29 protein-coding genes are annotated in these 24,759 nt (G+C 59.0%); 14 read left to right on the top strand and 15 right to left on the bottom strand.

The window, feature by feature from the left end:
• The first annotated feature begins 21 nt into the window (after nucleotides 1–21).
• Nucleotides 22–399 carry a hypothetical protein gene (locus N6L24_RS09825; RefSeq protein ID WP_271844508.1) on the top strand — a complete coding sequence of 126 codons (378 nt, stop codon included), beginning with the start codon at nucleotides 22–24 and terminating at the stop codon, nucleotides 397–399.
• Between the two features lie 9 nt (nucleotides 400–408).
• On the opposite strand, the gene N6L24_RS09820 is transcribed toward N6L24_RS09825, so the two are convergent.
• The 4 genes from N6L24_RS09820 to N6L24_RS09805 form a co-directional block, all read right to left on the bottom strand.
• Entirely contained in the window at nucleotides 409–1,947 is a 1,539-nt protein-coding gene (locus N6L24_RS09820) for a Ppx/GppA family phosphatase (protein WP_271844507.1), read from the bottom strand.
• Between the two features lie 98 nt (nucleotides 1,948–2,045).
• Nucleotides 2,046–4,223 (bottom strand): RNA degradosome polyphosphate kinase, encoded by a 2,178-nt coding sequence (locus N6L24_RS09815; RefSeq protein WP_271844506.1) that lies wholly within the window; start codon nucleotides 4,221–4,223, stop codon nucleotides 2,046–2,048.
• Between the two features lie 156 nt (nucleotides 4,224–4,379).
• Nucleotides 4,380–5,054, bottom strand: coding sequence for a chromosomal replication initiator DnaA (locus N6L24_RS09810; protein WP_271844839.1), 675 nt, complete (start codon nucleotides 5,052–5,054; stop codon nucleotides 4,380–4,382).
• On the bottom strand, nucleotides 5,047–6,123 hold the full coding sequence (locus N6L24_RS09805) for an AI-2E family transporter (RefSeq protein ID WP_271844505.1): 1,077 nt from the start codon (nucleotides 6,121–6,123) through the stop codon (nucleotides 5,047–5,049). Before N6L24_RS09805 ends, N6L24_RS09810 begins: the two co-directional genes overlap by 8 nt.
• A 216-nt stretch (nucleotides 6,124–6,339) precedes the next feature.
• On the opposite strand from N6L24_RS09805, the gene N6L24_RS09800 reads away from it, so the two are divergent.
• Entirely contained in the window at nucleotides 6,340–6,531 is a 192-nt protein-coding gene (locus N6L24_RS09800; protein WP_271844504.1) for a hypothetical protein, read from the top strand.
• A gap of 51 nt (nucleotides 6,532–6,582) precedes the next feature.
• On the opposite strand, the gene N6L24_RS09795 is transcribed toward N6L24_RS09800, so the two are convergent.
• The gene (locus N6L24_RS09795; protein ID WP_271844503.1) at nucleotides 6,583–7,095 is read right to left on the bottom strand and encodes a fasciclin domain-containing protein; all 513 of its coding nucleotides are present in this window, start codon (nucleotides 7,093–7,095) and stop codon (nucleotides 6,583–6,585) included.
• Nucleotides 7,096–7,314: 219 nt separating this feature from the next.
• Between N6L24_RS09795 and proS the strand changes: the two genes are divergently transcribed.
• Entirely contained in the window at nucleotides 7,315–8,667 is a 1,353-nt protein-coding gene (gene proS, locus N6L24_RS09790) for a proline--tRNA ligase (RefSeq protein WP_271844502.1), read from the top strand.
• A 51-nt stretch (nucleotides 8,668–8,718) separates the two neighbouring features.
• Here the strand turns inward: proS and N6L24_RS09785 are convergent, their stop codons facing one another.
• Nucleotides 8,719–9,135 (bottom strand): hypothetical protein, encoded by a 417-nt coding sequence (locus N6L24_RS09785; protein WP_271844501.1) that lies wholly within the window; start codon nucleotides 9,133–9,135, stop codon nucleotides 8,719–8,721.
• Between the two features lie 73 nt (nucleotides 9,136–9,208).
• Here N6L24_RS09785 and N6L24_RS09780 point away from each other — a divergent pair, with 73 nt between their 5' ends.
• The 4 genes from N6L24_RS09780 to N6L24_RS09765 all read left to right on the top strand — a co-directional run bounded on the left by N6L24_RS09780 (nucleotide 9,209) and on the right by N6L24_RS09765 (nucleotide 12,174).
• The gene (locus N6L24_RS09780; protein ID WP_271844500.1) at nucleotides 9,209–9,559 is read left to right on the top strand and encodes a MerR family transcriptional regulator; all 351 of its coding nucleotides are present in this window, start codon (nucleotides 9,209–9,211) and stop codon (nucleotides 9,557–9,559) included.
• A 94-nt stretch (nucleotides 9,560–9,653) separates the two neighbouring features.
• The gene (locus tag N6L24_RS09775; protein WP_271844499.1) at nucleotides 9,654–10,163 is read left to right on the top strand and encodes a DUF2937 family protein; all 510 of its coding nucleotides are present in this window, start codon (nucleotides 9,654–9,656) and stop codon (nucleotides 10,161–10,163) included.
• 51 nt (nucleotides 10,164–10,214) lie between these two features.
• Nucleotides 10,215–11,498: a lipoprotein-releasing ABC transporter permease subunit gene (locus N6L24_RS09770; protein WP_271844498.1), complete on the top strand. Its 1,284-nt coding sequence runs from the start codon at nucleotides 10,215–10,217 to the stop codon at nucleotides 11,496–11,498.
• Nucleotides 11,491–12,174, top strand: coding sequence for an ABC transporter ATP-binding protein (locus tag N6L24_RS09765; RefSeq protein ID WP_271844497.1), 684 nt, complete (start codon nucleotides 11,491–11,493; stop codon nucleotides 12,172–12,174). The genes N6L24_RS09770 and N6L24_RS09765 overlap by 8 nt, the downstream gene beginning before the upstream one ends.
• A 134-nt stretch (nucleotides 12,175–12,308) precedes the next feature.
• Here the strand turns inward: N6L24_RS09765 and N6L24_RS09760 are convergent, their stop codons facing one another.
• The 3 genes from N6L24_RS09760 to N6L24_RS09750 all read right to left on the bottom strand — a co-directional run bounded on the left by N6L24_RS09760 (nucleotide 12,309) and on the right by N6L24_RS09750 (nucleotide 14,061).
• Complete coding sequence (locus N6L24_RS09760; protein WP_271844496.1) at nucleotides 12,309–13,079, bottom strand: CPBP family intramembrane glutamic endopeptidase; 771 nt, start codon at nucleotides 13,077–13,079, stop codon at nucleotides 12,309–12,311.
• Complete coding sequence (locus N6L24_RS09755; RefSeq protein WP_271844495.1) at nucleotides 13,079–13,687, bottom strand: TetR/AcrR family transcriptional regulator; 609 nt, start codon at nucleotides 13,685–13,687, stop codon at nucleotides 13,079–13,081. The genes N6L24_RS09760 and N6L24_RS09755 overlap by 1 nt, the downstream gene beginning before the upstream one ends.
• A 248-nt stretch (nucleotides 13,688–13,935) precedes the next feature.
• Entirely contained in the window at nucleotides 13,936–14,061 is a 126-nt protein-coding gene (locus N6L24_RS09750) for a DMT family transporter (RefSeq protein ID WP_271844494.1), read from the bottom strand.
• A gap of 105 nt (nucleotides 14,062–14,166) precedes the next feature.
• Here N6L24_RS09750 and N6L24_RS09745 point away from each other — a divergent pair, with 105 nt between their 5' ends.
• Nucleotides 14,167–14,589: a lipocalin-like domain-containing protein gene (locus N6L24_RS09745; RefSeq protein ID WP_271844493.1), complete on the top strand. Its 423-nt coding sequence runs from the start codon at nucleotides 14,167–14,169 to the stop codon at nucleotides 14,587–14,589.
• A gap of 121 nt (nucleotides 14,590–14,710) precedes the next feature.
• Here N6L24_RS09745 and N6L24_RS09740 read toward each other — a convergent pair whose 3' ends face one another.
• The 3 genes from N6L24_RS09740 to N6L24_RS09730 all read right to left on the bottom strand — a co-directional run bounded on the left by N6L24_RS09740 (nucleotide 14,711) and on the right by N6L24_RS09730 (nucleotide 16,387).
• The gene (locus tag N6L24_RS09740) at nucleotides 14,711–15,154 is read right to left on the bottom strand and encodes a DMT family transporter (protein WP_271844492.1); all 444 of its coding nucleotides are present in this window, start codon (nucleotides 15,152–15,154) and stop codon (nucleotides 14,711–14,713) included.
• Between the two features lie 122 nt (nucleotides 15,155–15,276).
• Nucleotides 15,277–15,723, bottom strand: coding sequence for a DMT family transporter (locus tag N6L24_RS09735; protein ID WP_271844491.1), 447 nt, complete (start codon nucleotides 15,721–15,723; stop codon nucleotides 15,277–15,279).
• A 1-nt stretch (nucleotide 15,724) separates the two neighbouring features.
• Entirely contained in the window at nucleotides 15,725–16,387 is a 663-nt protein-coding gene (locus N6L24_RS09730) for a DNA-3-methyladenine glycosylase I (RefSeq protein ID WP_271844490.1), read from the bottom strand.
• Nucleotides 16,388–16,594: 207 nt separating this feature from the next.
• Between N6L24_RS09730 and N6L24_RS09725 the strand changes: the two genes are divergently transcribed.
• The 3 genes from N6L24_RS09725 (at nucleotide 16,595) to N6L24_RS09715 (ending at nucleotide 19,046) form a co-directional block, all read left to right on the top strand.
• On the top strand, nucleotides 16,595–17,224 hold the full coding sequence (locus N6L24_RS09725; RefSeq protein WP_271844489.1) for an ATP-dependent Clp protease proteolytic subunit: 630 nt from the start codon (nucleotides 16,595–16,597) through the stop codon (nucleotides 17,222–17,224).
• A 139-nt stretch (nucleotides 17,225–17,363) separates the two neighbouring features.
• Complete coding sequence (clpX, locus tag N6L24_RS09720) at nucleotides 17,364–18,629, top strand: ATP-dependent Clp protease ATP-binding subunit ClpX (RefSeq protein ID WP_271844488.1); 1,266 nt, start codon at nucleotides 17,364–17,366, stop codon at nucleotides 18,627–18,629.
• A 63-nt stretch (nucleotides 18,630–18,692) separates the two neighbouring features.
• On the top strand, nucleotides 18,693–19,046 hold the full coding sequence (locus N6L24_RS09715) for a RidA family protein (RefSeq protein WP_271844487.1): 354 nt from the start codon (nucleotides 18,693–18,695) through the stop codon (nucleotides 19,044–19,046).
• Nucleotides 19,047–19,070: 24 nt separating this feature from the next.
• On the opposite strand, the gene N6L24_RS09710 is transcribed toward N6L24_RS09715, so the two are convergent.
• From N6L24_RS09710 to N6L24_RS09700, 3 genes are all read right to left on the bottom strand, one after another.
• Nucleotides 19,071–19,709: a LysE family translocator gene (locus tag N6L24_RS09710; protein ID WP_271844486.1), complete on the bottom strand. Its 639-nt coding sequence runs from the start codon at nucleotides 19,707–19,709 to the stop codon at nucleotides 19,071–19,073.
• Between the two features lie 112 nt (nucleotides 19,710–19,821).
• On the bottom strand, nucleotides 19,822–20,421 hold the full coding sequence (locus N6L24_RS09705; protein ID WP_271844485.1) for a Hint domain-containing protein: 600 nt from the start codon (nucleotides 20,419–20,421) through the stop codon (nucleotides 19,822–19,824).
• 546 nt (nucleotides 20,422–20,967) lie between these two features.
• Nucleotides 20,968–21,465 carry a flavin reductase family protein gene (locus tag N6L24_RS09700; RefSeq protein ID WP_271844484.1) on the bottom strand — a complete coding sequence of 166 codons (498 nt, stop codon included), beginning with the start codon at nucleotides 21,463–21,465 and terminating at the stop codon, nucleotides 20,968–20,970.
• Nucleotides 21,466–21,658: 193 nt separating this feature from the next.
• Here N6L24_RS09700 and dusA point away from each other — a divergent pair, with 193 nt between their 5' ends.
• From dusA to N6L24_RS09685, 3 genes are all read left to right on the top strand, one after another.
• The gene (gene dusA / locus N6L24_RS09695) at nucleotides 21,659–22,690 is read left to right on the top strand and encodes a tRNA dihydrouridine(20/20a) synthase DusA (protein WP_271844483.1); all 1,032 of its coding nucleotides are present in this window, start codon (nucleotides 21,659–21,661) and stop codon (nucleotides 22,688–22,690) included.
• A gap of 22 nt (nucleotides 22,691–22,712) precedes the next feature.
• Nucleotides 22,713–23,537, top strand: coding sequence for a sulfite exporter TauE/SafE family protein (locus N6L24_RS09690; protein ID WP_271844482.1), 825 nt, complete (start codon nucleotides 22,713–22,715; stop codon nucleotides 23,535–23,537).
• Nucleotides 23,538–23,692: 155 nt separating this feature from the next.
• A complete protein-coding gene (locus tag N6L24_RS09685; RefSeq protein ID WP_271844481.1) occupies nucleotides 23,693–24,757 on the top strand; it encodes a calcium-binding protein in 1,065 nt (354 codons plus the stop codon).
• Nucleotides 24,758–24,759 lie beyond the last annotated feature (2 nt).

Raw genomic sequence — 24,759 nt, 5'->3', positions numbered from 1 at the left:
TAAGGCTGAAAGGAGTGCAGGATGCGATACCTGAGACAAACCGCCTTGATCACCGCCTTATGCCTTGGCACGGCGTCTTGGGCCGGCAGCCACGCTGAGGCCCCCACCGAGGAGGGGGGCAACTCTCTAATGCGGCAGGGGATAGAGCTATTCCTGCGCGGGCTAACGGATGAAATCGAACCGGCCCTCAAAGACCTTGAGGCGCTGGCAGACTCCATGGGGCCGGAATTGCGCAGCTTTCTGCAGGACATGGGGCCTGCGTTTGCGGATCTTCTGGATGAGATCGAGGATTGGAGCGTCTATGAGCCGCCGGAAATCCTGCCCAATGGCGATATCATCATTCGCCGCAAACCCGACACGCTGCCCGACCCCGATGCGGCACCGGGGATTGAGCTTTAGCGGCCAGGCCTAGCGGATTTTCACAGTAAGCTCTGCGCCCAACGTGTTGGCCAAGGACTGCAGACGCGCCTCGGCCACCTCGCCATAGAGCGTCGAGATCGCCCGCGGCAGCCGCAGTTCCAGCTGGTGTTTCTTGGGGAAGTAGCGGAATTCGCCAATCGCGGCATCCTTGCGCATCGACAGCATCGCCCCAAACCGCAGCGCTTTCCCCAGCACTTCGGCCTGATGCACATCCTTGTCGCTCAGCAGGGCAAACAGGTCCTCAAACCGGGTGCCTTCGCGTTTGTTTTTGTACCGGTGCATCAGCGCAAGCCCAAGCCAGACACGCTCTGAATGGCGCAGCCCGCCCAGGTTGGCGCGGGTGGCGTTGTCAAAACAGGTTTCCGCCCGGTAATCAGGATGCGCCCGCCAGCTGACATCATGCAGAAGGCAGGCCGCCTTGATAATGCGTTTGCGATCAGCGCTGGCGGATTTGAACAGCGGCAGCACCAGTTGATAGAGCGATTTGCCAAACCCCGGCACGCGGGCATCTTTGGCCTCGGCAAAGCGGCAGGCTTCGATCAGCGGGTCTCGGTCGCGCAGTTTCTGCGGCATCTGTTCATACAGCATACCTTCGCGGATACCGTAGGAGGAAATGGCGATATCATGCGGTTTAAAGCGCCGCACCACGCCGCGCAGCACATCCACTGCCAGCGGCACCAGCGCCATACGCTGCGCTGAGACGCCGCAGCGCTGGCGCAACTCTTCAGGCTCTTGGGTCTTGATGTAATCGGCGGTGGCTCGGATGGCTTTGGCGGTCATGCGATATTCATGCAGTACGTGCAGCGGATAGCCGCGCCGCTCCATATCGATGCGTGCAATGGCCCGCCAGGACCCACCCACCAGAAACAGCCGGTTGGTCTGCTCGCCCATCACCTCATGCAGGTGATCCAAGGTCTCGGCGATATAGGCCGCGCGGCCTTTTTTGCCGCCGGGCACATCCTGCAATTTCAGCGGCCCCAGCGCTGAGGTCACGCGCCGCCCGACCTGCCCATCGTTGATTTCCGCCAATTCCATCGACGAGCCGCCGATATCACAGATCAGCCCATAGGCCCCCGGCCAGCCCAGCAACACCCCCTGCGCCGAAAGCCGGGCCTCTTCCTGACCGTCAATCACGTGAATTTTCAGGCCGGTTTCGCGCAGCACCTCGGCGCAGAAATCCGGGCCATCTTCGGCCTCGCGCACGGCGGCGGTGGCCACGGCGGTCAGGGGCTCATGGCAAATCTGCGCTGCGATGCTTTGAAACCGGGCGATCGCCGCGCGGGCGCGGCGGCGCCCTTCGGGGTTAAGCTTGCCGGTCTCTGACAGCCCCGCGCCAAGCGCACACATGATTTTTTCGTTGTAAAAATAGGCAGGCGAGCGCGCCGCGCCGTCAAAAACCACCAGCCGGACAGAGTTGGAGCCGACGTCGACAACCCCGACGCGCGACAGTTTGCGTGCCGCTGGATCGTTGAACAGGGGGCGCCCGAAGGGGCCCCATTCCTGCGGGCTGTCCTGCGTGATGTCCATCAATCCCCCTGGGTCCGGTCCGTTGCACCCACCTAGCGTGGGCACCTTGGATCGGTCAATCAACTTGCTTGATTTTAATACCTAATCTGACCGGTGGATCAATCAACATGCGTATGGGTCAGCTGCGGCACATCCGCCGCCCCGGCAGACCCGCGCCCGGAAAGTGAGGGGTTTTCCATGAAAAACCGGTGGCAGTTAAAGGCAAATTCGCCTTCGGGCACCGACGCGCGGGCAAAGCTGCCGTCCCCGGCCATCACCCAGCTTTGCGCGACATCGGCCAGGTTGGCGGCCATGATCTGGCTGACAATCTGCGCCTTGACGGTGGGGTTGGTGACTTTGACCAGCGTTTCCACCCGGCGGTTGAGGTTGCGGCTCATCCAGTCTGCAGAGGAAATGAAGACCTGCGCCTTGTCAGAGGGCAAGCCATGGCCGTTGCCAAAACAGGCAATGCGGCTGTGCTCCAGAAACCGTCCGACGATGGATTTGACGCGGATGTTTTCTGACAGCCCCTTGATGCCCGGACGCAGCCCGCAAATGCCGCGCACCACAAGGCTGATTTTGACGCCCGCCTGAGAGGCCGCATAGAGCGCGTCGATCACCTCAGCCTCGATCAGCGAATTCATCTTCGCCCAGATTTCAGCCGGACGCCCCGCCTTGGCGTGTTCAATTTCATCATGGATGCGCGCAATCAGCGTCGATTTCAGCGAGTGGGGCGAAATCGCCAGATTTTCCAGGCTTTCCGGCAGCACATAGCCTGACAGGTAGTTGAAGACTTTGGTCGCATCGCGCCCCAGCGCTTCGTCGCAGGTGAAAAAACTGAGGTCGGTGTAAATCTTGGCGGTGATCGGGTGATAATTGCCGGTGCCATAGTGGGTGTAGGTCACAAGCCGGTCGCCTTCGCGGCGCACCACGGTTGAGATTTTGGCGTGGGTTTTCCAATCGGTGAACCCGTAAACCACATGGGCGCCCGCGCGCTCCAGCCGGCGGGATTGCCGGATATTGGCCGCCTCGTCAAAGCGGGCCTTCAGCTCAACCAAGGCGGTGACGGATTTGCCGTTTTCTGCCGCTTCGCACAGCGCTTCGACAATCGGCGAGCGTTTGGACGTCCGATAGAGCGTCTGTTTGATCGCCACAACATCCGGGTCGCGCGCCGCCTGCGTCAGAAAGCGCACCACCATATCAAAGGTTTCATAGGGGTGGTGCAGCAGCATGTCTTTTTGCTTGATCGCGGCGAACATGTCGCCGCTGTGGTCCTGTACCCGTTCGGGCACGCGCGGCGCAAACGACGGCCAAAGCAGATCGGCGCGTTCGTCCAGCACCAACTCCTTGAGGTCGGCGATGCCGATCATGCCCTCGATCTCGACCACTTCTTCGTCCTTCACATGCAGCTCTCGCATGATCAGGGTTTTCAGTCGCTGCGGCGCATCAATCGACATTTTGAGGCGCACGACTTCGCCGCGGCGGCGCCGTTTCAGGGCGACTTCAAATTCGCGCACCAGATCCTCGGCCTCTTCCTCGACCTCAAGGTCGCTGTCGCGCAGTACGCGGAAGGTGCAATGCCCCTTGGCTTTGTAGCCCGGAAAGAGGCTGTCCAGATGCAACAGCAGCAGTTCTTCCAGCGGCAGGAAACGATAGCTGCCCGGATCGGAGGGCAGGGCAACAAATCGGTCGATCTGTGCCGGGATCGGCAAGAGCGCCTGCAGGCGGCGTTTGTCTTTCTTGCGCTCAAGCTCCAGCGCCAGCGAATAGCCGGTGTTGGGGATAAACGGGAAAGGATGCGCCGGGTCGATCGCCAGCGGCGAAAGCACGGGGAATACGTTGTTCAAAAAGACATTGCGCAGAAAGGCTTCGTCTTTTTTGGTGATGGTCTTGTGATCCAGCAGAACGATGTTTTCCTGCTCCATCTCGCTGCGCAGGGTGACAAAAATGCGCTGCTGGGATTGCATCAGCGCGCGTGCATCATCGTTGATCAGGGCGAGCTGCGCATCGGGTGTCAGCCCGTCCAGCGCCGGCGTCTGATTGCCTTCACGCGACAGCTCGCGCAGGCCGGCAACGCGGACGGTGTAAAATTCGTCCAGATTTGTCGCCGAAATCGACAGAAAGCGCAGGCGCTCCAGCAGGGGCACTTTGGGGTTTTCCGCCTCTTCCAGCACGCGCCAGTTAAAACCCAGCCAGCTGAGTTCACGGTTATAAAACCGCGCCGGCCCCGTCAGATCGAGGTCGGGCAGGTCAATGGCGGCGGGGAAGTCGGATTTGAGAAAGTCAGCTTGAATCATGGGGAGCATATGCCAATCGGCGGTAACGGTTCTATGACACTATCAGCCGCGCGCGATCCGAAGTCCAGCAGATGGGGTGTCAGGCACAGGAAAAAGCGATTTTTGCTGAGGCTTTATGGGCTTGCTGGGCAAAGTTCATCGCCGCGGCAGGCGTGGTTATGCCGCGCGAGACTTCAGATGTTTGCTGGCAAAGGCACGGGTAATCGGGCGTTGTTGCGCCAGAGATTCCCGGTCCAGATCTTCGACGAGGGCGCGGGCGGCGGCATAGCTGCGATCAATCTGGCGCACCAGATAGGGGATGGTGTCCGGCGTTGGCACCAACTGCCGGTCGGCAAAAAGCTTGCCCAAAAGCACGGTCAGCAGCGTGTCATCCGGCTCACTCAGCGCGGCGGTGGTTGTGCCCTGCATGCGGCTGGCGAGATCCGGCAGGCTTAGCCCCCAGTGCTTGGGCTCGGCGATGCCGGTGAAGAGCAGCGAATGCCCCTCTGCCAACGTCAGATTATGCAGGTGAAACAGCGCTGCCTGCGCGTCGGGATCATCGGCGATCTCGGGCACGTTCTCCACCGCGACGGGCCCCTGCGCAAGCGAGGGGATATCCGTGCGCGTTAGGTTCTTGGCTGAAACGATGCGCGCGCCGCTTTGCGCGGCCCAAACATGGGCCAGATGGGTTTTGCCGCTGCCCGCCGGGCCAATGATGGCCAGTTTACCATGGTGCCAATTGGGCCAGCCTTCCACCAGCGCAAGCGCTATGGCATTGGCAGAGGTGACAAAGAAATCATCGCGCCCCAATGCCGGTCGCACGGGCAGATTGAGACTCAGTTGTTCAGCCATGAGCGTCGGGGTCATGCGCCGCGTGGCCTTTGTAAAGGCGCGAGGCTTTGTATTGATCGGCCACATAACGCACCAGCACGCCAATCGCAGCCGCAACCGGAACCGCCACCAGCATCCCGACAAAGCCAAAGAGCGTGCCAAAGACCGAAAGCGCAAAGATCAGCCAAACCGGGTGCAGCCCAACCGAACTGCCCACCAGTTTGGGGGTCAAAAGATTGCCTTCGATCACTTGGCCCAATGCAAAGACACCGGCCACAAGGCCGAGCGACAGCCAATCGCCCCAGAACTGAAACAGCCCCAGACCAATCGCCAAGGCCCCGCCCACCAGCGCGCCCACATAGGGGATGAATGTGATCAGACCAGCGATGAAGCCAACCACCAGACCAAACTGCAGCCCCACCAGCATCAGCGCGACCGCATAATAGGTGCCAAGGATCAGACAGACCGTGCCCATGCCGCGCACAAAGCTGGCGAGAGTGTTGTCGATCTGCCCAGCCAATCGGCGCACGGTTGGCGCGTGATCGCGGGGCAAGAGGTCATCAATGCGGGCAATCATATTGTCCCAGTCCAGCAGCAGATAGACCGCCACAACCGGCACAATCACCAGCAACATGACAACATTGAGCAGCGAGGCCGCCGAGGTCAACGCCGTTTGCAACAGCGCGCCGCCGCGTTCCTGAACCGTCTGCCCGATCGACCCAAGGGTTTTTGAGACCGCGCTGTCCGGCTCCAGCAATTGCGGGAATCGCTCGATCAGAAAGGCCTGCAGATCTGCCGCCAATGTCGGGGCGGTTTGAATAAGGCTGGTGGTCTGCTCAACCAGGGTCGGCACCACCGCCAGCACCATGACCACAAAGATCAGCAGCGCGGCAAGGGTGATCAGCCCGGTGGCCGCCGCACGCGAGAGGCCCATCGCCTCAAGCCGGTCGGCCACGGGATCAAGAAAATAGGCAATCGCGCCACCAAGGACAAAGGGCAGGATCACATCACCCAGAAACCAAAGCGCGATGAAAAACACCGCCGTTGTCATGCCCCAGTATTTCGCCTGATCCTGTATCGGAAGTGCCATGGATGCCTCTTGAAAATATCTTGACTGACACATGGCCCAAGGGAGGCGCTAAAGCAAGTTCCAGCCTGAAACTTCACGGGCTCCGGGGCGGCGCTGCGCGGCATTACATCACTATATGTAATGGGTAACCCAAATATCATTCATTTTACTTATGATGATTGGGCTGCCACGCTGGGTGTCATCACATCGTTAACGGCTTCTGTAAGGAGAATGATCATGACACCCGTATTACACGCGCGCATCGCGCCTCTGGGCGGCACAGCAACTGGAATCGCGCTGATCCTAGCGCTGGCTTTGGGGTATGGGATTGGGACGGCAGACATTGTCCCGCAAATGCCGCGAGATTATCAGCACGCCCCCGATGGGCTGCCCGACTGGCACGGCAATGTCAAAAGCGCGCAGCCCTAAAGCTGCGCGCGCTGCCTCCGGGGGGTGAGGCATAGTTGTTGTTATGTCGGTTTAGCAGGCGGGGCGGGTGCCCGGCAGCAGCACTTTGTCGATCACGTGGATGACGCCATTGTCGGCCTTGATGTCGGCAATGATCACATTGGCCATATCGCCGGTGCCATCTGCGATCATCACACCATTGCTGTTCTTGGTGATGCACAGACGTTCCGAGGCCAGCACAGGTTTGAAGTAATTGGACCCGGCCGGGATCATGCCTGCGGTGAGGTTGCGGTCATCGACGTGATAGAGCAGCACATTTGTCAGCTGATCTTTGTTTTCCGGCTTCAAAAGATTGTCCACGGTGCCCTCGGGCAGTGCGGCAAAAGCGTCATTGACCGGCGCGTAGACGGTGAACGGGCCGGGGCCCTGAAGTGTTTCCGCAAGGCCCGCAGCGCTCACGGCCGCCACAAGCGTGGAGAAACGTTCATCGCCAGCGGCGATATCAACAATGGTATTGGCCAGTGCAGCAGACGTGCTGAGGGTGGCGGCCACGGCGGCGGCCGCAAATGTACGTGCGATTTTCATGATGTTTCCTCTCTGGTTTTTGACACCCGCTCCCCTTGGGTGTTTCTGCAAAGGGATACGGCAGAGCGGTGCAATTGGATCAAATTTTTTTATGTTCTGTTTTTGCGGGCGCTTTGCGGCCTTCATGCGCGGCATTTGCCGGCGGGGGCGGGCGCTCCCTTGCTTGCGGGCGGGCAAAGCCATAAACGGGGGCAAAGCAATTCATCCAACGGAGCCGGTATGCGCCTCTCTCGCTATTTTCTGCCTGTCTTGAAGGAAACCCCTTCGGAGGCCCAAATTGTCAGCCACCGCTATATGCTGCGCGCGGGCATGATCAAACAATCCAGCGCCGGGATTTATTCTTGGTTGCCGCTGGGTTTCAAAGTGCTGCGCAAGCTGGAAAACATCGTGCACGAAGAGCAGGTGCGCGCTGGGCATATTCCGATGCTGATGCCAACGTTGCAATCGGCTGACCTTTGGCGCGAGAGTGGCCGCTATGATGGCTATGGCGAAGAGATGCTGCGCATGAACGACCGTCATGGCCGCGACATGCTGTTTTCGCCCACCGCCGAAGAGATGTTCACCGATGTGTTCCGCAGCCACGTGCGGTCCTACAAAGACCTGCCGCTGACGCTTTATCAGATCCAATGGAAATTCCGCGATGAAATCCGCCCGCGCTTTGGCGTGATGCGCGGCCGCGAATTCCTGATGAAAGACGGCTATAACTTTGACCTGACCAAAGAAGACGCGCTGCACGCCTATAACCGGCACCTGGTCAGCTATCTGCGCACCTATGAGCGGATGGGGCTGCAAGCGATCCCGATGCGGGCGGATTCTGGCCCGATTGGCGGCGATTACACCCATGAATTCTTGGTTTTGGCGGACACCGGCGAATCCGAAGTCTTCTATGATGCTGAAATCACCGATCTGAAATTCGGCGATCGCGAGATCGATTTTGACAGCCATGCGGAATGCAAGTCGGTTCTGGAAGAGTTCACCAGCCGCTATGCGCGCACGGATGAAACCCATGACGCCGCCGCCTTTGCCGAAGTGCCCGCCGAGCGCCAGCGCACCGCGCGCGGCATCGAAGTTGGCCAGATTTTCTACTTTGGCACGCAGTATTCCGAAGCGCTGGGCGCAACCGTGCAAACCCCGGATGGCGCGAATGTGCCGGTGCATATGGGCAGCCACGGCATTGGTGTGTCACGCCTGCTGGGCGCGATCATCGAAGCCAGCCATGACGACAAAGGCATCATTTGGCCCGAAGGCGTCACACCGTTCCACGTGGGCATTGTAAACCTGAAGCAGGGCGATGACGAAGCCGACGCGGCCTGCGAGGCGCTTGAAAAGAGCTTTGAAGCGCTGGGCCTTGAGCCGCTTTATGATGACCGCAAGGAACGCGCGGGCGGTAAATTCGCCACGATGGATCTGATCGGTCTGCCATGGCGCATCACCGTTGGTCCACGCGGGCTGAAAAACGGTGTGGTTGAACTGACCAGCCGCCGCAGCGGCGAAAGCACTGAGATGCCCCCCGAAGAGGCGGTGAAAAAGGTTGCAGAGATTTATGCAGGTCACCGCGTCACAGGTCTCTGAGATCTGCTGATATGATTTAGAAAAGGCGGGGCCATGTAGTCCCGCCTTTTTTTATGCAGACTGAGCTGCTGTTGCCTCTTTGCGTAGGGGCAGGGATTGTAAAATCGCCCAGATCACCTCGGCGATCAAAAACCCCCACAAAATTGGACTGGCCCCTTGGCTGAGTGCATAAAGCTGCCAGGCTGAAAACGACCAGCGGCCCACGGCGTCATAACGCGCCAGGCGCACATCGTTCAGGCGCAGGCGCAGCACTGACCAGATGAGCACAACTGTGCCAAAGAAATTGGCAAACAACACGGCATAAGTGTCAAGCGCAGGCAGCGGGGCCAACCCCAGCGCGTCATGCGCGGTGCCCATGCTGGACCAGAACAGGGCCAGGGTGATCGGCGTGGCAAAGGGCCAGGTCACGATCAGATCATACCAGGCTGAGAGGCGATAAATGCGGTGAAATTGGCGCTGAGACAGCATTCGGTTTTTCCTTTGTATTCGAATGCCACCGGCTATAGACCTTTGAGTATGGTCCAAGGTCAACAGGTATCTTATGCGAATTGGTGAATTGTCAGAGCGCACGGGCGTCAGCTGTGATGCGCTGCGCATGTATGAAAAGCGTGGTTTGATCACCGCGTTGCGCCGAGGCAACGGCTATCGGGATTTTGACAGCGCAATGGTGCAGATTGTCGGCATGATCCGGCTGGCGCAGCGATTGGGCTTTTCGCTCACGGAAATATCGGCTTTGCTAGCGCAGATGAACCGCGGCCTCAGCGAGGTGGACGTCGCAGAGGTCCTGGGCGAAAAGCTGAATGAGATTGATGCCAAGATTGCAGGGTTGCAGGAATTGCGGCAGATTCTGCAGGCGCGGATCGCTGCGGCCTGTCCGCTCGGCCTGACGTAGGCGGGGCGTGTGTTAAACGGCTCTGGACGGGGTTCCCGCGCGCCTGTGGGATGCCTCCGGCAGGAGTATTTGTGAAAAGATGAAGGGCAGGTGGATGATCACACGCGCAGTGGTTTTGGCGGCGGGCATACTTGGGGCGGCGGGGGGATCGCAGGCCCCTGAGTTTTCCCAGCAATATGTGCAGCGTCTAGGCGGCGCGGTTGAGGAATTGCAGCGCTTTGTCACCGCGTTTGACGCTGATGCGGCCTCTGTTGGCCTGTCGCGGCAGGCGGCCTTGCAGGAGCTGGCCCAAGGCGGCTCGCTTGGGCGCGCGCGGGCCGAAAGCATGCGCAGCACCATGGCGCGTGAGGCGCGGCTCAGCGCGACGCTTGAGGCCGTCACAGGTGCAGGGCCTTTCATGCGCAGCTATGCGGTGGCCAAGATGTCTGATCCTGCGCTCTTGTCGGCGACCTGGGCGCATTATCAACCGGCGCTGCCGCTGACCTTTCCCGGGGTGATTTTTGCCGGTGGCGGCTTTGTGCTATCGGGGATTGCGGGGGCAATTCTGGTGGGCTGCCTGCGCCTGCTTTTGGGTCGGCGTAAACGCACCGACCGGGCTGCTTGACCCGGCCTTACGGCAGACATAGGGTCCGGCCAAAGCAACGCCGGAGCAGATATGGCAGGCACAGCCCCGTTTTCGAAATTTGAGTGGATGATTGCCTGGCGCTATCTGCGCGCGCGGCGCGCCGAAGGCGGCGTATCAGTCATGACCTGGATCAGCCTTGTTGGCATCACGCTGGCGGTCTTTGCGCTGATCGCGACCTTGGCGGTGCGCTCGGGCTTTCGCACCGAATTTGTCGATACCATTCTTGGGTCAAACGCCCATGTGACAGTCTATCAGAGCGCGGAAGTCACCGCGCGCGGCAGGCTGGACCGGACCATTCACGATTATGAGGCCATGGCAGAGCGGTTGCGCGCCGTTGACGGCGTGACCCGCGCCGCACCGTTGATCAAAGGCCAGGTGATGGCAAACCTGCGCCAAAGCAACGCCGGGGTTGAGGTCTTTGGCATCACGCTGGACGATCTGATGACCATCCCGCGTGTGGCCCGCGCCGAGACATCCGATGGCGACATCAGCCGCTTTGCCGAAGGTATTGCCATTGGGTCGGGCGTTGCGCGTGAGTTGGGGGCTTCGGTGGGGGACCGCATCAAGTTGATTTCCCCCAATGGGGTCAAAACCGCCTTTGGCACCAGCCCACGCGTCAAAAGCTATGAGGTGGTCTATGTCTTTACCGCCGGGCGTTATGACATTGACCGTACGCGCGTCTATCTGCCTTTTGCGGAAGCGCAGAGCTTTTTTAATGCCGAAGGCGTCGCGCATGAGATTGAGGTGATGGTGGCAGAGCCGGAGGAGGTTGACCTCTTGGCGATTGACCTGATCCGCGCGGGCGGAGAGCGGGCCTTGGTCTGGACCTGGCGTGATGCCTCGGGCGGTTTTCTGCGTGCGCTTGAGATTGAAGACAACGTGATGTTTGTGATCCTGTCGATCCTTGTGCTGATTGCCGCCATGAACATTGTCAGCGGCTTGATCATGCTGGTGAAAAACAAGGGGCGCGACATTGGCATCCTGCGCACCATGGGGCTGACCGAAGGGTCGGTGCTGCGGGTGTTTTTCATCTGCGGCGCGTTTACCGGCGTGATTGGCACGGCGCTTGGCGTCGCGCTTGGCTGTCTCTTTGCGATCTATATTGATCAGGTGTTTTCCTTTGTGAACTACGTCGCGGGGGGCGGGGTGTGGGATCCGGCGGTGCGCGGGATCTACCAGTTGCCTGCCGAGTTGCGCGCCGAGGATGTGATCAAAGCTGTGGCGCTGTCGCTGGGGCTGTCGTTTGTGGTGACAATTTTCCCCGCGCGCCGCGCCGCGCGTATGAACCCGGTGGAGGCCCTGCGCTATGAATGATGTTTTGCGCCTGTCCGGAGTGACCAAAGCCTATAACAAAGGCCAGCCAAACGCGGTCGAGGTGCTGCGCGGCTGTGATCTGACCGTGAAAACCGGCGAAGTGGTTGCGCTGGTGGCCCCTTCTGGATCGGGCAAATCCACCCTGCTGCATATCGCTGGGCTGCTGGACAGCGCCGACAGCGGTGCGGTTGAGATTGCCGGACAAGACACGCAAGCGTTGTCAGACCGTCGCCGCACCGCAGCACGGCGGCAGGATGTGGGGTTTGTCTATCAGTTCCACCATCTGCTGCCAGAGTTTACCGCTGCAGAAAACATCATCTTGCCGCAACTGGCCAATGGGGTGGATCGCAAGGCGGCGGATGCCCGGGCCTTGTCCTTGCTGGATATCGTCGGGTTGGCAGACCGCGCGAGCCATCGTCCGGCAGAATTGTCAGGCGGGGAGCAGCAGCGGGTGGCGTTCTGCCGCGCCTTGGCCAATGAGCCGAAATTGCTGCTGGCGGATGAGCCGACGGGCAACCTTGATCCGGGCACATCTGATCGGGTGTTTGAGGCTTTGATGACGCTGGTGCGCAGCACCGGCATGTCAGCGCTGATTGCCACCCACAACCTAGACCTCGCCGCGCGCATGGACCGCACCGTACGGATGCAAGAAGGGGTGCTGGTTGCGGGCGTGTGAGTGTTAGGTGGGATAGAAGCTGACCAGTTTAGGGAAATGGACCTATGCGAACGTCCGATTTGAGCCCATTTTTCCGGATGCTGCAGACTGCTCGAATGGCTGCTTGCCCTGTGAGATTCCAGGGCCGGCTGAAATCAAACACCCAGCCACTTCAAACCGGTTTGACCCGTCCGAAGGTACACCAATCCGACCGCAACCACGGCGATTACTGTGTATGGTAAAAGGCTAGAACTGAACCATGAATTCGGATCACGGAATCCGGCGAAAATGGCCAAGTTTGCTGCGATGTTTACTGTAAGATGGATCAGGATTGCGGGCAAAATGGAGCCGCCGGACAGTGTGTAGACCGCGCCAATGATTACAGCGTAGCACATCACATGCCCTGCATAGAGCGGCAATGCAATCTGGGCATGAGGTGAATCAATGGTCCAAAGTGGCAAATGCCAAACGAACCAGATCACGCCAATCATCAGCGACGCTACAAGCCATCCGATATTCTGATTGAGGCCATCTTGGAAGTATCCCCGCCAGCCAAGCTCCTCGCCGAGCGGTCCGAGTATCAAGTTGAATCCGATCATTGCCACAAGAAGGCCCGCGCCTAGTTTTTCTGCTCCATCCGGCGCGAAGGGGCGCATCACAAGCAAAAGAGCCAGCGGTGCGATAACAAGCACCCAGGCAACGGGCGGGATCGTCGAGAGTTTCACGGCCCGTCCCAAGAGGTCTATGAGTTGACCGTCACGCAGACTAAGCAGAATGGCCGCCAGCGAAGGGCCCCAGACCATAATCAACCAAAAGGGAAGCCCGATTGCGCTTTCAGGAGAGCGTGCGGCGGGTATGAAGAAGATGCAGGCAAATCCCGCGAGTGAAATGGCAAAGGTAAGTGCCAGAAATTGAACGAGTACCATCAGGATGAGGCCTTATGCTTGAGGTCCGCGATGATCGGAGCGAGTTCTTCAGGAGACTGCAGTAGAGGAGCCAAAGCCTCCAGCGATGTGGCAGCAAATCCTGCAGCTTGAGCGCTTGACCATTGTCCCAGGATTTCGCGTCTGTTGATGTGTGTGTTAATTGTCATGAACAATTCAGCCACGTGTTCGGCGTTGATGTCGTTGCGGACGAATTCACCCATTCGTGCAACTAAGGCGTCCATTAGGATTGATGAGAATGCCTGCTCAAGTGAGGAAAGATAGTCCAGCTTTTCCTCCGGCGTTTGAAGGGCCGAGAGAACACCGGCATTGGCACCGCGATGGCTCGATCCGACCTCAAGCAAAACGAGGATCGGCGAAGCGCCGTCGACATTCAGTGCGTCCGCAAGACCGGCGACGTCGCCCTCGACCACCGCATCGAGAACGGCACGCTTGTTTGAAAAGTGATGATATAGCCCCCCACGTGAGACCCCGCATGCCAGACGGATGTCTTCCATCTCGGTGTCGGCCAGCCCCTGCTCTAAAAAGAGCTGGCGGGCCTTCCTCAGGATGTCCTCTCGTCGCTTGGATTTTGATAGACGTGTTCGCATACAGCACCATTACCGACATGTGTCGGTAGCGTCAATGCCATGTCTCAGAAGTCGAACCCACTTTGGACGGCATCAGCCAAATCGGCGCAGTAATCGCGACTGGAAGTTGATCCCGTTCCGCTAGGTTTGCTCCCAAATTCGGCGGTTCGCGCAAACGCAGCGAAAGCCCGCTCCGTCCGCGGTGCAGCCTTTCAGTTAACCGATCTTGACCGTCCGCCTGCCGGCGAACGCGCTTCACGCGATTTGCGTTAGCCAGACCCCACAGCCATGACGCCAATCCCGGCTGTGCGGGTCAGCGAAATGGGCGAGAGCTGCGCGCCAAAGAGGCCAAAGTGGTCAATGGCGGCGGCAGAGATCAGCTGGCCGAGCAGCACAAAAAAGAACGCGTTGCTGGGCCTTGAATTTTCTCCTTAACTCCAGCGGAAGCTCGGCTAGGCTCATGGGGTGCTGCCTCAGCGGCGATGCTTTAAGGGGGGATTATGGACAAAAGCGCTTTGATCGGGTCGTGGAAAATGCATGCATGGACGCGCCAATCGGTGGCAACAGGTGAAATTACCGATGCATTGGGGCCTGATCCGATTGGTTATATTGCCTATCATGCAGACGGGCGGATGATGGCGACGGTGTTTCGGCGTGATCGCCCGACCTCGGGCGAAGAGGGGTGGACTGAGGGTGAAAAAGCCCAGCTTTTTGACGACATGCTTGCCTATGTCGCCTCTTATACGCTCAAAGAAGATCGCGTCATTCATCATGTTGACGGGTCTTGGAACCCAAATTGGCATGGCGATCTCTCGCGTCCCTTTGTACTCGAAGGGGATAGGTTGGTGATCAGCGGTGCGCCCGGTATCGACCCCAAGACCGGCGAAGAAGTCGTCTACCGGATGGAATTCACAAAGGTGTAGCGCGCGCTCGGTCGAGCCCAAGGCTGGCCCGTATCGGTATCGGGCTGCTTGGGCCTGACACGGCCGCAACATTGGCGCAACGCGGTCTAGAGACCGGATTGAAATCTGGCTGCTTGCCAAGCTACTTGAACGTCACCAGGTAAACACCGGCGATCACAAGACATGCGCCAAGGATTTTTCCAACCGAAAGTGCGCTGGCTGGAACGCCAAACAAACCAAAATACCCGAACACGAGGCCTGCAATGACCTGGCCTGAAACCAGCATGACAAAGAAGGAGCCTATGCCAATCTTCGGGATCAGAAAGCTGGACCCAATGATCATTCCCGCGCTCATAACGCCAGCAGACAGAAGCCAGATCGGCAATGTTCCGATCTTTTGAAACTGTTCAGTTCGGCTGCCGGATGCGACGGCAATTGCGATGGAAGAGATGAGCGCGATCGCAAAGAATGGAACATTTGCCATGGGACCGGAGCCAAGTATCTTGGCTGATTGCGTGATCATTGGGAGATAAATCGAAATAATCGCGCCCATGAGCAACGCGAGGCCTGTTAAATGGAGAGACATAGTCGTTTCCTCTTTTTTTGGCGGTCACAGCCAATTGAGGGGGAGAATGTCACTTGCGTCAATGATTGCCTTGTTTGCGGAGCCACATTTGGACGCGCAGGACTCAGCAGTTCAGCCCAATCTTAAGCCATCTGCGTCAGCCAGACGCCAACAGCCATCACGCCGATACCTGCCGCGCGGGTCAGTGAAATGGGCGAGAGCTGCGCGCCAAAGAGGCCAAAGTGGTCAATGGCGGCGGCCGAGATCAACTGGCCGAGCAGCACAAAGAACACCGCGTTGCCGACGCCGAATTTTGGGGCCACAAAGGTGATGGTGATGGCGTAAAACGCCATGAACGCCCCGGCCAAAAGCAGATGCTTGGGCGCTAAGGGCAATTTGGCGAGATGGCTGGCCTCGCCGGTGGCCAGCACCACCGCGCCGCTGATCACTAAGCCAACCACAAAGACAACCACGCCCGCCGCAAGGGGCGAGGCGATATATTGACCCAGCGCCGCATTCAGCGCCGCCAGTACCGGAATGCCAATCCCGGCAGCGAGCATGATCAGGGCATAGGTGGTGGTGGCGGGCATATCAGACACTCATCGCTAGGGTGCGGCTGATCTGGGTGAGGCCGCGACCGGATTGCGCCATCCAGTCATTAAACGCGGCCTGCACCGCGCGCAGCGCAGTTTTACTGCTGGCAGGTTTGTCGATCACACCCTCGGCAATCAAGCGTGCCGTCACGTCCTGCGATAAGATCCAACTGTCTTTGCCCATAAAGCGCAGCATGTAGCAGGCGCTGTTGCCGCCCAAACGGCTGGCGTCTTTCTTCAGAAGCTCCAGCAGACCGATGAAATCTTCTGATGGCCAATCGGCGATGCGCTGGGCAATGCCGCCCTCTGCACGCTGCTCTTGAATGAAAATTGCGTTGTCGATCACCGTGCGCAGTTTCTGACCATTGCGCACGACATCTTTGTTGGAAAGCAGCGCATCAAACTCTTCGTCATTCAGAAACGCACATCGGTTGACGTCAAAGCCGTGAAATGCCGCCTCAAAGCCGGGCCATTTGGCCTCGATCACTTTCCAGTTGAAACCGGCCTGAAAGATGCATTTGGTCATCTGCGCCAGCCAGCGGTCTTCTGGAATGGCCGCCAGATCGGTGGCGGGCAGGGGGGAGCCCAGCTGCGCCTCTAGCGCCTCCGCGCCGCCTTTGCGGTCTGCGGCGATTGCAAAAATCTCGTCATAGCTACGCATGGGCTGTCCTGCTGTTAAAAGCGAATTCTGCCGCAAGACTGCCACCAATTTGCGCAATAACAAAGCGCTTTCGCCGTGCACATTTGCGTGGGGTGCCGTGCAGATGTGCCGGAAAATCGCCGCCTGCTCTTGCAGCTCCCCGAGCGCGCAACTAAGACTCTGGTAAGCGCCGATCACAGGGGTTGGCCAGAGCGAGAGGCAGGCGAAATGAAAGATCCAATTGAGACATATATGAACCTCGTGCCCATGGTTGTTGAACAGACCAGCCGTGGCGAACGTGCCTATGATATTTTCTCACGCCTTCTGAAAGAGCGGATCATTTTTCTGAACGGTCCGGTGCATGATGGCATGTCGTCGCTGATCGTGGCGCAGCTCTTGCACCTTGAGGCGGAAAACCCGTCCAAAGAAATTTCGATGTATATCAATTCCCCCGGTGGCGTTGTGACAGCGGGCCTGTCGATCTATGACACGATGCAGTACATCAAACCCAAAGTGTCCACGCTCTGCGTAGGGCAGGCGGCGTCAATGGGGTCGCTCTTGTTGACTGCGGGTGAACCGGGCATGCGCTTCAGCCTGCCAAATTCCTCGATCATGGTGCACCAGCCGTCGGGCGGCTATCAGGGGCAGGCGACGGATATCATGATCCACGCCGAATATACCCAGAAGCTCAAACAGCGCCTGAACAACATCTACGTCAAACACACCGGCCAGAAACTTGACACTGTGGTGGATGCGCTGGAACGCGACAACTTTATGTCGGCTGAAGACGCCAAAGAATGGGGCCTGATCGACGAAATCGTCGAGACCCGCAAATCTGGTGACGAAGACGCCAAGTAAGCGGCGCGGCCCCCGGCGTTAATCTGGGGGTCACTTTGAGATTGTACACGGTTTTGCCCCTCGCTAAGCTGGGGCAAACGCAGAGATGATCTGGTGTAGAACACATCAGCAAATGGGTGTGAGGCCTGAAAGGTAGAACATGGCGACGAATTCCGGTGGTGACAGCAAAAACACCCTCTACTGTAGCTTCTGCGGCAAAAGTCAGCATGAGGTGCGTAAGCTGATCGCTGGCCCGACAGTATTCATCTGTGACGAATGCGTTGAGCTGTGCATGGATATCATTCGCGAAGAGACCAAGGCCAGCGGCCTGAAATCTTCCGAAGGGGTGCCCACGCCAAAAGAAATCTGCACTGTGCTGGATGATTATGTCATCGGGCAGGCCGTGGCCAAACGGGTGCTGTCGGTGGCGGTGCACAACCACTACAAGCGGCTTAATCATTCGGCCAAGACCGGTGATATCGAGCTGCAGAAATCCAACATCCTGCTGATCGGTCCGACCGGCTGCGGTAAGACTTTGCTGGCCCAGACTCTTGCACGCATTCTGGATGTGCCATTCACCATGGCCGACGCGACAACGCTGACCGAAGCGGGCTACGTTGGCGAAGATGTCGAAAACATCATTCTGAAGCTGCTGCAGTCCTCTGAATACAATGTGGAACGGGCGCAGCGCGGCATCGTCTATATTGACGAGGTCGACAAGATTACTCGCAAATCGGAAAACCCCTCGATCACCCGCGACGTGTCGGGCGAAGGCGTGCAGCAAGCGCTGCTGAAACTGATGGAAGGCACGGTTGCCTCGGTGCCGCCACAGGGGGGGCGCAAGCATCCGCAGCAGGAATTCCTGCAAGTGGACACCACGAATATCCTGTTCATCTGCGGCGGGGCCTTTGCGGGTCTGGACAAAATCATCGCCGCGCGCGGCAAGGGCTCTGCCATGGGCTTTGGCGCGGATGTGCGCGACAATGATGACCGGGGCGTTGGCGAGATTTTCCAGGATCTGGAGCCGGAAGACCTGCTGAAATTTGGCCTGATCCCGGAATTTGTTGGTCGTCTGCCGGTTCTGGCAACGCTTGAGGATCTGGACGAAGATGCGCTGGTCACCATTCTGACAGAGCCGAAAAATGCGCTTGTCAAACAATACCAGCGCCTGTTTGAGCTTGAGAACACTCAGCTGACCTTTACCGAAGATGCGCTGGCCGCCATCGCCAAACGCGCGATTGAACGCAAGACCGGCGCGCGGGGCCTGCGCTCCATCCTCGAAGATATCCTGCTGGATACGATGTTTGACCTGCCCGGTCAGGACAGCGTGACCGAGGTTGTGGTGAACGAAGAAGCGGTGACACGCGAGGCGGCCCCCCTCATGATCCACGCGGATGCCGATGCGGGATCGGCCTCAGCGGGCTAAAATCACAGATCTGGCTTTGACGGCGCGGTATTTACCGCGCCGTTTTTTTATGGAGAGCATATCATGATCAAACGCATTCATTCCGGCGGCGAGTTTGAAGCCAAAATTGGCTATTGCCGTGCGGTTGTGGCCGGGGGCTTTGTGCATGTCGCCGGCACCGTCGGGCAGGGCGACGGGGTTGAGGCGCAGTGCCGCGCTGCGCTGGACACCATCAAAGCCGCGCTGGAAAAGGCAGGCAGCAGCCTCGAAAAAACCGTGCGGGTCAATTACTACCTGCCGGACGCAGCCGAATTTGAACCCTGCTGGCCGATCCTGGCCGAGGCCTTCGGCGCAAACCCTCCGGCGGCCACGATGATTGAATGTAACCTGATTGATCCGAAATACCGGATCGAGATCGAAGTCACCACGCTGGCCTAAGCCCCGGTAAGCTCTGGCGCGCCGTCAGAGGGCGGCGCGCATACTCGCAAGCTTGGCGGCAAAGCCGATGAAAATCACGCCCGTTATCGCCTTAAGCCAGCGCTGAAATGCGCCGCTCTGCGCCGCTTTGCTGAGCTGCGCAAATAACAGAACCATTGCGCCAAACCACAGGCCGTTGATCAGGCTGTGCACGGCGATCAGGTGATAGGCGGCCCAAGGGCCCGTGTCGCTGGCGGAAATAAACTGTGGAAACGCCGCCAAATAGAACATCGCGGTTTTCGGGTTCAGCAGGTTGGTCAACAAACCCTCACCATAGGCGCGCCACAGCGTGCGCCGGCGTTTCGCTGGGCTGACGGCCTGCTGTGCAACGTCGCCGCGCCAGGCGGCGATCAGCGCCTTGAGGCCGATCCAGCACAGATAGGCCGCCCCCAAATATTTCACCACCGCGAAGGCAACGGCCGATTGCAGCAAGATCAGCGCCAAACCCAAGAGGCTAAGCGTGCCCTGCACGAAAAATGCGCTGACAAAGCCTGCGATATTGGCGAATCCGGCTGCGCGGCCCGAGGTTGGCACCGTCTTGGCGATCAACAGCCCATTGGGGCCCGGGGACATCACCAGCAGACTTGCGACAAAGGCAAAGGTCAAGATTTCCGTCAAGGTCATTGCGAGGCTCCTGTGTCTTGCGAAGCTAGCTGTGATTTGGCCGCACGCAAGAAAAAACGCCCCATGGGGCGCTTTCCTTCACTGTCCTAATCTTCCGCACGTTGGCCGGTGATCAGTGGTGGCGCAGCAGCGCCGCTTCTTTTTTGTTGAGCGACCGGCGCGCCGCCGCATAGCCGCCGAGTGCGGCGCTGTCTTTCAGCTCTGGGAACAGGCCATAGATTTCGCGTCGCTGAGCATCTTCCAGCGTGTCCATGGAATAATCACCAGGCTGGAAGCTTTCGGACCATGCGCCGTTGCCCAGGACAACTTCGTGGTTTTCAAACAGGATGTGATAATAGCTGACGCTTGTGGCCTCAGCGATATCAACCCCATCGCGCCCCACCAGGTGTTTGGCAGCGACCAGCGTTTCGCGTTCGTCAAAGAGCAGCGACGTGGTGTCATTGGCGATCAGCATCCGGTGGTTGGGCGATACATAGATATCGCGCTCAGGCTGGTTGTGTCCCAGGCTGCCCGCCTTGATGCGGATCGGGCGCAGCTTGGGCTTATCCGCCAAGGTCACGGTTTTATGCCCAATCCAGCAAATTTCCTGCAGGCCATTGTCGCGGGTGATGATCTTGTCGCCCTCGCGCAGGCCTTGCACGCTGCGCTCGCCGGAAATGGTGGCAATCATCGTGTCTTGCGCAAAGCAGATCACTTCAGTTTCATCGGTCATGTTCAACCCTCTCGCGCAGCAGATGGCCGCGCCACAAATTCATACACACACATGTCGCGTCTCCAGGGCAAAATCCCCACTTTGCCTTCTCTCCGCTGCATCCCCACGCGCGGAGCCGGGCGCGACCCCATACAAGTAACAGCCTAGTATTAACCTTTGCGCAGGAATTTGGGAAACGCCCAAAGCGGCGCGCGGTCGAATTCACACAGCGTTGTGACCAAGGTACTGCGCCGCCGCCGCTGGCACGGCCCTGAATTGGTGTTCATTTTGGAAACAGTCCTGCGCGGCCAACGTTCTGCGCGCGCTGTTTTTCGCTGGTTTTACGCAGTTCCGCGCCAAATCCAAACCTGCAGGACAATCGATTGTTTCCCGTCGGTGAACATTCAGGATCGCCTTGGGCCGAGCCCGATGGGGACGGGCGAGTTTCTGGCTTGGTTAACGTATTGTTCGCCGCGCAGGTTCAATGCATGGTCGGCTTGGTGATTGTTCACATTTCGCCGGTGCTGACCGGCCAGGCATGATTCGGCGCGGTGCTATCGGGCGACTTCAGCCGATTGGCGAAAACTTCCCAAAACCGCCCTGCGCAAAAATCAGCGGGCGGCCGCTATGATGGCGCACACGGGCAACCTGACCGACGTGAATCAGATGATCACCGCCCTCATATTCCGCCACGCGGCGACATTCAAAACTGCAAAGGCAATCCTGCAGCACCGGAACGCCCTCGGCGTTCTCCTCCCAGTCCACCAGATCAAAACTGTCGCCCTGCGCGGCAAAGGCCTTGGCAACCGCGCGCTGTGACGAATGCAGCACATGAATGGCAAAATGCTCAGCAGCCTGAAAATGCGGCAACCGCAGCGAATTTTTCGCCGGTGCCCAGAGAATAAGCGGCGGATCAAGCGACAGCGAACTGAAGGAATTGGCCGTCATGCCCAACGGGCCCGTCTCGGTGGCGACGGTCACAACGGTGACGCCGGTGCCAAATGCGCCCAATGCATCGCGAAACGCTCTTGACGCCGCTGGGGTGGGTTCAAAGCTCTTGCTCATATGATTATCCGCTCGCCTGCCGCCGTTTGGCCCTTCTGCCAGCGTAGCTAGTGCAGCCCCGCGCCGCAAGCAAGGGGCAGGGGGGCGGCCCGCGCAAGGTGACTCTTTCAGCAGGTGTGGTCATTATGGCCCAAACAATGCTAAACGCCGCGCTGAACTTTGCATGCCTCGCCGCCAAATCGCAGGACCCCCCATGGAGCCGACCGCCGATCCCTTCGACACAACCCCGATCCGCACCGCGGCACGTCTAAGCGTTGCACCGATGATGGACTGGACTGATCGCCATTGTCGCTATTTCCATCGGCTGCTGTCGCGCGAGGCGTTGCTTTATACCGAAATGGTGACGGCCCCCGCCTTGGTGCGCGGGGGGGCGGTGCATTTGTTGGACTATGACGCGGCGGAGCATCCGGTTGCCTTGCAACTGGGCGGCTCGGACCCGGCAGAGCTGGCGGCGGCGGCGCGGATGGGCGCGGCGGCGGGCTATGATGAGATCAACCTGAATGTTGGCTGCCCGTCCGATCGGGTGCAATCGGGCACCTTTGGGGCGGTCCTGATGAAACAGCCGCAGCTGGTCGCGGATTGCGTTGCTGCCATGCAGGATGCCGTCGATGTCGAGGTGACGGTGAAATGCCGTCTTGGGGTGGACGATCAGGAGCCGACCGAGGTGCTGCCGCAGTTCCTTGAGACCGTTTCGGCGCGCGGCATCACCCGGTTTACGCTGCATGCGCGCAAGGCCTGGCTCAAGGGGCTGTCGCCGAAAGAAAATCGCGATATCCCGCCGCTGGACTATGATTTGGTGCACCAGATGAAGGCAGAGTTTCCGCATCTGCACCTTTCAATCAACGGCGGCATTCAGACCTTGGACGCCGCCATGCCACATCTGGAGCGGGGTCTGGATGGCGTGATGATTGGCCGCGCGGCCTATCATGATCCGGCCAATGTGCTGCTGCAGGCGGACCGGCGCATTTATGGAACCCCCTATCAAACCACCGCAGAGGGCGCGGTTCAGGCCATGTTGCCCTATATTGAGGCGCATCTGAGCGCCGGGGGCAAGCTGCATCAGGTGACGCGGCATATGCTTGGGCTGTTCACGGGCCGACCTGGCGCGCGGATCTGGCGGCGCACGCTCTCTGAAGGTGTGTCCAAACCCGGCGCGGGGCCAGAATTGGTGCTTGAGGCGCTGGCGCAAGTACAGCAAAGTGTCGCCGGATACGCCGCGCAATAATCCCAATATAGGACATCACTTTATGCCAGATCTTTCCCTGCTCTTGGCCATGGGGGCTTTGCTCGTGATCATTGGTGGCGTGGCGGGCGTGCTGGCCGGGCTGCTGGGGGTAGGTGGCGGCATCGTGCTGGTGCCAGCGTTTTTCTACGCACTTCAGACGTTGGGTTATGATGGGCCGCAGTTGATGCAGATTTGCCTTGGCACCTCATTGGCGACCATCATTGTCACCTCGACCCGCTCCGTGTTGAGCCATCACAAGAAAGGCGCGGTTGACTGGCAGATCCTGCGCAGTTGGGCACCCGGAATTGTGATCGGGGCCTTTCTGGGCGTGGCGCTGGCGGCGCAGTTGCGCTCAGCGACATTGCAGGGGCTATTTGGTGTTTTGGGCGTGTGCATTGGGCTTTACATGGGATTTGGCCGCAGTGAATGGCGGCTCGGTGCGGCCATGCCCCAAGGGGCGGTGCGCGTGATCCTCAGCCCAATTGTCGGGTTTCTGTCGGTGCTGATGGGCATCGGTGGCGGCAGCTTTGGGGTGCCGATCATGACGCTTTATGGCGTGCCGATCCACCGCGCTGTTGCAACGGCGGCGGGCTTTGGCTTGATCATCGCCCTGCCGGGGGTCATCGGTTTTCTGATGGTGCCCATTGCGCCGGAAAACCGCCCGCCATTGACGCTGGGCGCGGTGAATTTTGGGGCTTTTGGCATTGTCATCGCAATGACGCTGATCACAGCGCCTTGGGGCGTGCGGTTGGCCCATGCGCTGGATCCCAAACCGCTGAAGCGAATCTTTGCGGTGTTTTTGATCTTTGTGGCGCTCAATATGCTGCGCAAAGCTTTGGGTTATTAATCGCAACGGGCTGGGCATTGACCCCAATCAACCAACAATTGTTGCGAAATCCGCTGATCGTTTCTTTCCCGCATACATTGCAAGAATTTCGTTCATATTTGCCTTAATTTCGCCTATTTCTCCTCTGGATAGAATTTTGTTGAAGGTATTCCGCTATGGAACTGTTTCTTTTGCTCGGCTTCCTGGCCATTGGATCATTCATTTACTTTGATCATCAGGATGATGACGACGACATGGATGATACCACCGATGATGGCACCGATACCGTAGATGGTGCCGGTGGTGGTGACGATGATGACGACGATGACGGTGACGACGACGGCGGAGACGACGATGGCACCGATACAGTGGATGGCGCAGGCGGTGGCACCGACACCGTTGACGGTGCTGGCGGCGACGACGATGATGACGATGACAGCATCGAATTTGACACGGAAATCACAGGTACGGTTGGTGCCGACAGCATTGATGGCACGACCGGCAACGATCTGATCGACGGCGGACCCGGCGATGACACCATTCGCGCCTCGGGCGGCGATGATGGCGTGCTGGGCGGCACTGGTGATGACTCAGTTGTCGGCAACAGCGGCGATGATACGATCTTTGGCGAATCCGGCGAAGACAGCATCTTTGGCCGTGGCGGCGATGACGCGCTTTATGGCGGGGCCAATGACGACGTGATCAGCGGCGGCTCTGGCAATGACTTCATCTGGGGCAGCGTCGGTGACGATGAGCTGAGCGGCGATGAAGGCAATGACACCATTCTGGGTATGCAGGGCGCGGACACCATGGATGGTGGCGAGGGCGACGATGTGATTGTTGGTTATTTTGACACCGACGATGACATCACCAATGGCGATGTTTCGGATGCGGAATCCATCGATGGTGGTGCAGGGGCCGATATCCTCTGGGCCGGTTCCGGCGACACTGTCACTGGCGGTCTGGGCGCGGATGATTTCATCACCGGCACCTACGTTGAAGAAACCGAAGCGCCGGTGATCACCGATTTCGCCGCGGGCGAAGATGTGCTGACCGTGATTGTCGATGATGCGGCAACCGGCGACATCACCTTTGCCGAGGGCGACCCGGACGAAGCGCTGGTCTATGCCGATGGCGTGCTTGTTGCCCGTGTGGCGGGGGCCTTTGGCTCCATCACCGAGGCAGACGTGGCGGTGATCACCGTGGACGACATGGACACCCGCTACGCAAGCATCAGTTAAGC

The organism is Cognatishimia sp. SS12, assembly GCF_028369055.1.
Classification (GTDB): Bacteria; Pseudomonadota; Alphaproteobacteria; order Rhodobacterales; family Rhodobacteraceae; genus Cognatishimia.
Note: the sequence above shows the minus strand (reverse complement) of the source record. Positions and strands in the feature narration are given on the sequence as shown.

Coding starts and splice junctions, on each gene's coding strand:
- N6L24_RS09735 (WP_271844491.1), bottom strand. CDS start 15,723: ATGCCCGCCACCACCACCTATGCCCTGATCATGCTCGCTGCCGGGATT.
- N6L24_RS09765 (WP_271844497.1), top strand. CDS start 11,491: ATGAATGATGTTTTGCGCCTGTCCGGAGTGACCAAAGCCTATAACAAA.
- N6L24_RS09795 (WP_271844503.1), bottom strand. CDS start 7,095: ATGAAAATCGCACGTACATTTGCGGCCGCCGCCGTGGCCGCCACCCTC.
- N6L24_RS09715 (WP_271844487.1), top strand. CDS start 18,693: ATGATCAAACGCATTCATTCCGGCGGCGAGTTTGAAGCCAAAATTGGC.
- N6L24_RS09760 (WP_271844496.1), bottom strand. CDS start 13,079: ATGGTACTCGTTCAATTTCTGGCACTTACCTTTGCCATTTCACTCGCG.
- N6L24_RS09740 (WP_271844492.1), bottom strand. CDS start 15,154: ATGTCTCTCCATTTAACAGGCCTCGCGTTGCTCATGGGCGCGATTATT.
- N6L24_RS09730 (WP_271844490.1), bottom strand. CDS start 16,387: ATGCGTAGCTATGACGAGATTTTTGCAATCGCCGCAGACCGCAAAGGC.
- N6L24_RS09825 (WP_271844508.1), top strand. CDS start 22: ATGCGATACCTGAGACAAACCGCCTTGATCACCGCCTTATGCCTTGGC.
- N6L24_RS09810 (WP_271844839.1), bottom strand. CDS start 5,054: ATGGCTGAACAACTGAGTCTCAATCTGCCCGTGCGACCGGCATTGGGG.
- N6L24_RS09725 (WP_271844489.1), top strand. CDS start 16,595: ATGAAAGATCCAATTGAGACATATATGAACCTCGTGCCCATGGTTGTT.
- N6L24_RS09800 (WP_271844504.1), top strand. CDS start 6,340: ATGACACCCGTATTACACGCGCGCATCGCGCCTCTGGGCGGCACAGCA.
- dusA (WP_271844483.1), top strand. CDS start 21,659: ATGGAGCCGACCGCCGATCCCTTCGACACAACCCCGATCCGCACCGCG.
- N6L24_RS09755 (WP_271844495.1), bottom strand. CDS start 13,687: ATGCGAACACGTCTATCAAAATCCAAGCGACGAGAGGACATCCTGAGG.
- N6L24_RS09815 (WP_271844506.1), bottom strand. CDS start 4,223: ATGATTCAAGCTGACTTTCTCAAATCCGACTTCCCCGCCGCCATTGAC.
- N6L24_RS09785 (WP_271844501.1), bottom strand. CDS start 9,135: ATGCTGTCTCAGCGCCAATTTCACCGCATTTATCGCCTCTCAGCCTGG.
- N6L24_RS09685 (WP_271844481.1), top strand. CDS start 23,693: ATGGAACTGTTTCTTTTGCTCGGCTTCCTGGCCATTGGATCATTCATT.
- N6L24_RS09780 (WP_271844500.1), top strand. CDS start 9,209: ATGCGAATTGGTGAATTGTCAGAGCGCACGGGCGTCAGCTGTGATGCG.
- N6L24_RS09805 (WP_271844505.1), bottom strand. CDS start 6,123: ATGGCACTTCCGATACAGGATCAGGCGAAATACTGGGGCATGACAACG.
- N6L24_RS09820 (WP_271844507.1), bottom strand. CDS start 1,947: ATGGACATCACGCAGGACAGCCCGCAGGAATGGGGCCCCTTCGGGCGC.
- N6L24_RS09745 (WP_271844493.1), top strand. CDS start 14,167: ATGGACAAAAGCGCTTTGATCGGGTCGTGGAAAATGCATGCATGGACG.
- proS (WP_271844502.1), top strand. CDS start 7,315: ATGCGCCTCTCTCGCTATTTTCTGCCTGTCTTGAAGGAAACCCCTTCG.
- clpX (WP_271844488.1), top strand. CDS start 17,364: ATGGCGACGAATTCCGGTGGTGACAGCAAAAACACCCTCTACTGTAGC.
- N6L24_RS09690 (WP_271844482.1), top strand. CDS start 22,713: ATGCCAGATCTTTCCCTGCTCTTGGCCATGGGGGCTTTGCTCGTGATC.
- N6L24_RS09700 (WP_271844484.1), bottom strand. CDS start 21,465: ATGAGCAAGAGCTTTGAACCCACCCCAGCGGCGTCAAGAGCGTTTCGC.
- N6L24_RS09770 (WP_271844498.1), top strand. CDS start 10,215: ATGGCAGGCACAGCCCCGTTTTCGAAATTTGAGTGGATGATTGCCTGG.
- N6L24_RS09705 (WP_271844485.1), bottom strand. CDS start 20,421: ATGACCGATGAAACTGAAGTGATCTGCTTTGCGCAAGACACGATGATT.
- N6L24_RS09710 (WP_271844486.1), bottom strand. CDS start 19,709: ATGACCTTGACGGAAATCTTGACCTTTGCCTTTGTCGCAAGTCTGCTG.
- N6L24_RS09775 (WP_271844499.1), top strand. CDS start 9,654: ATGATCACACGCGCAGTGGTTTTGGCGGCGGGCATACTTGGGGCGGCG.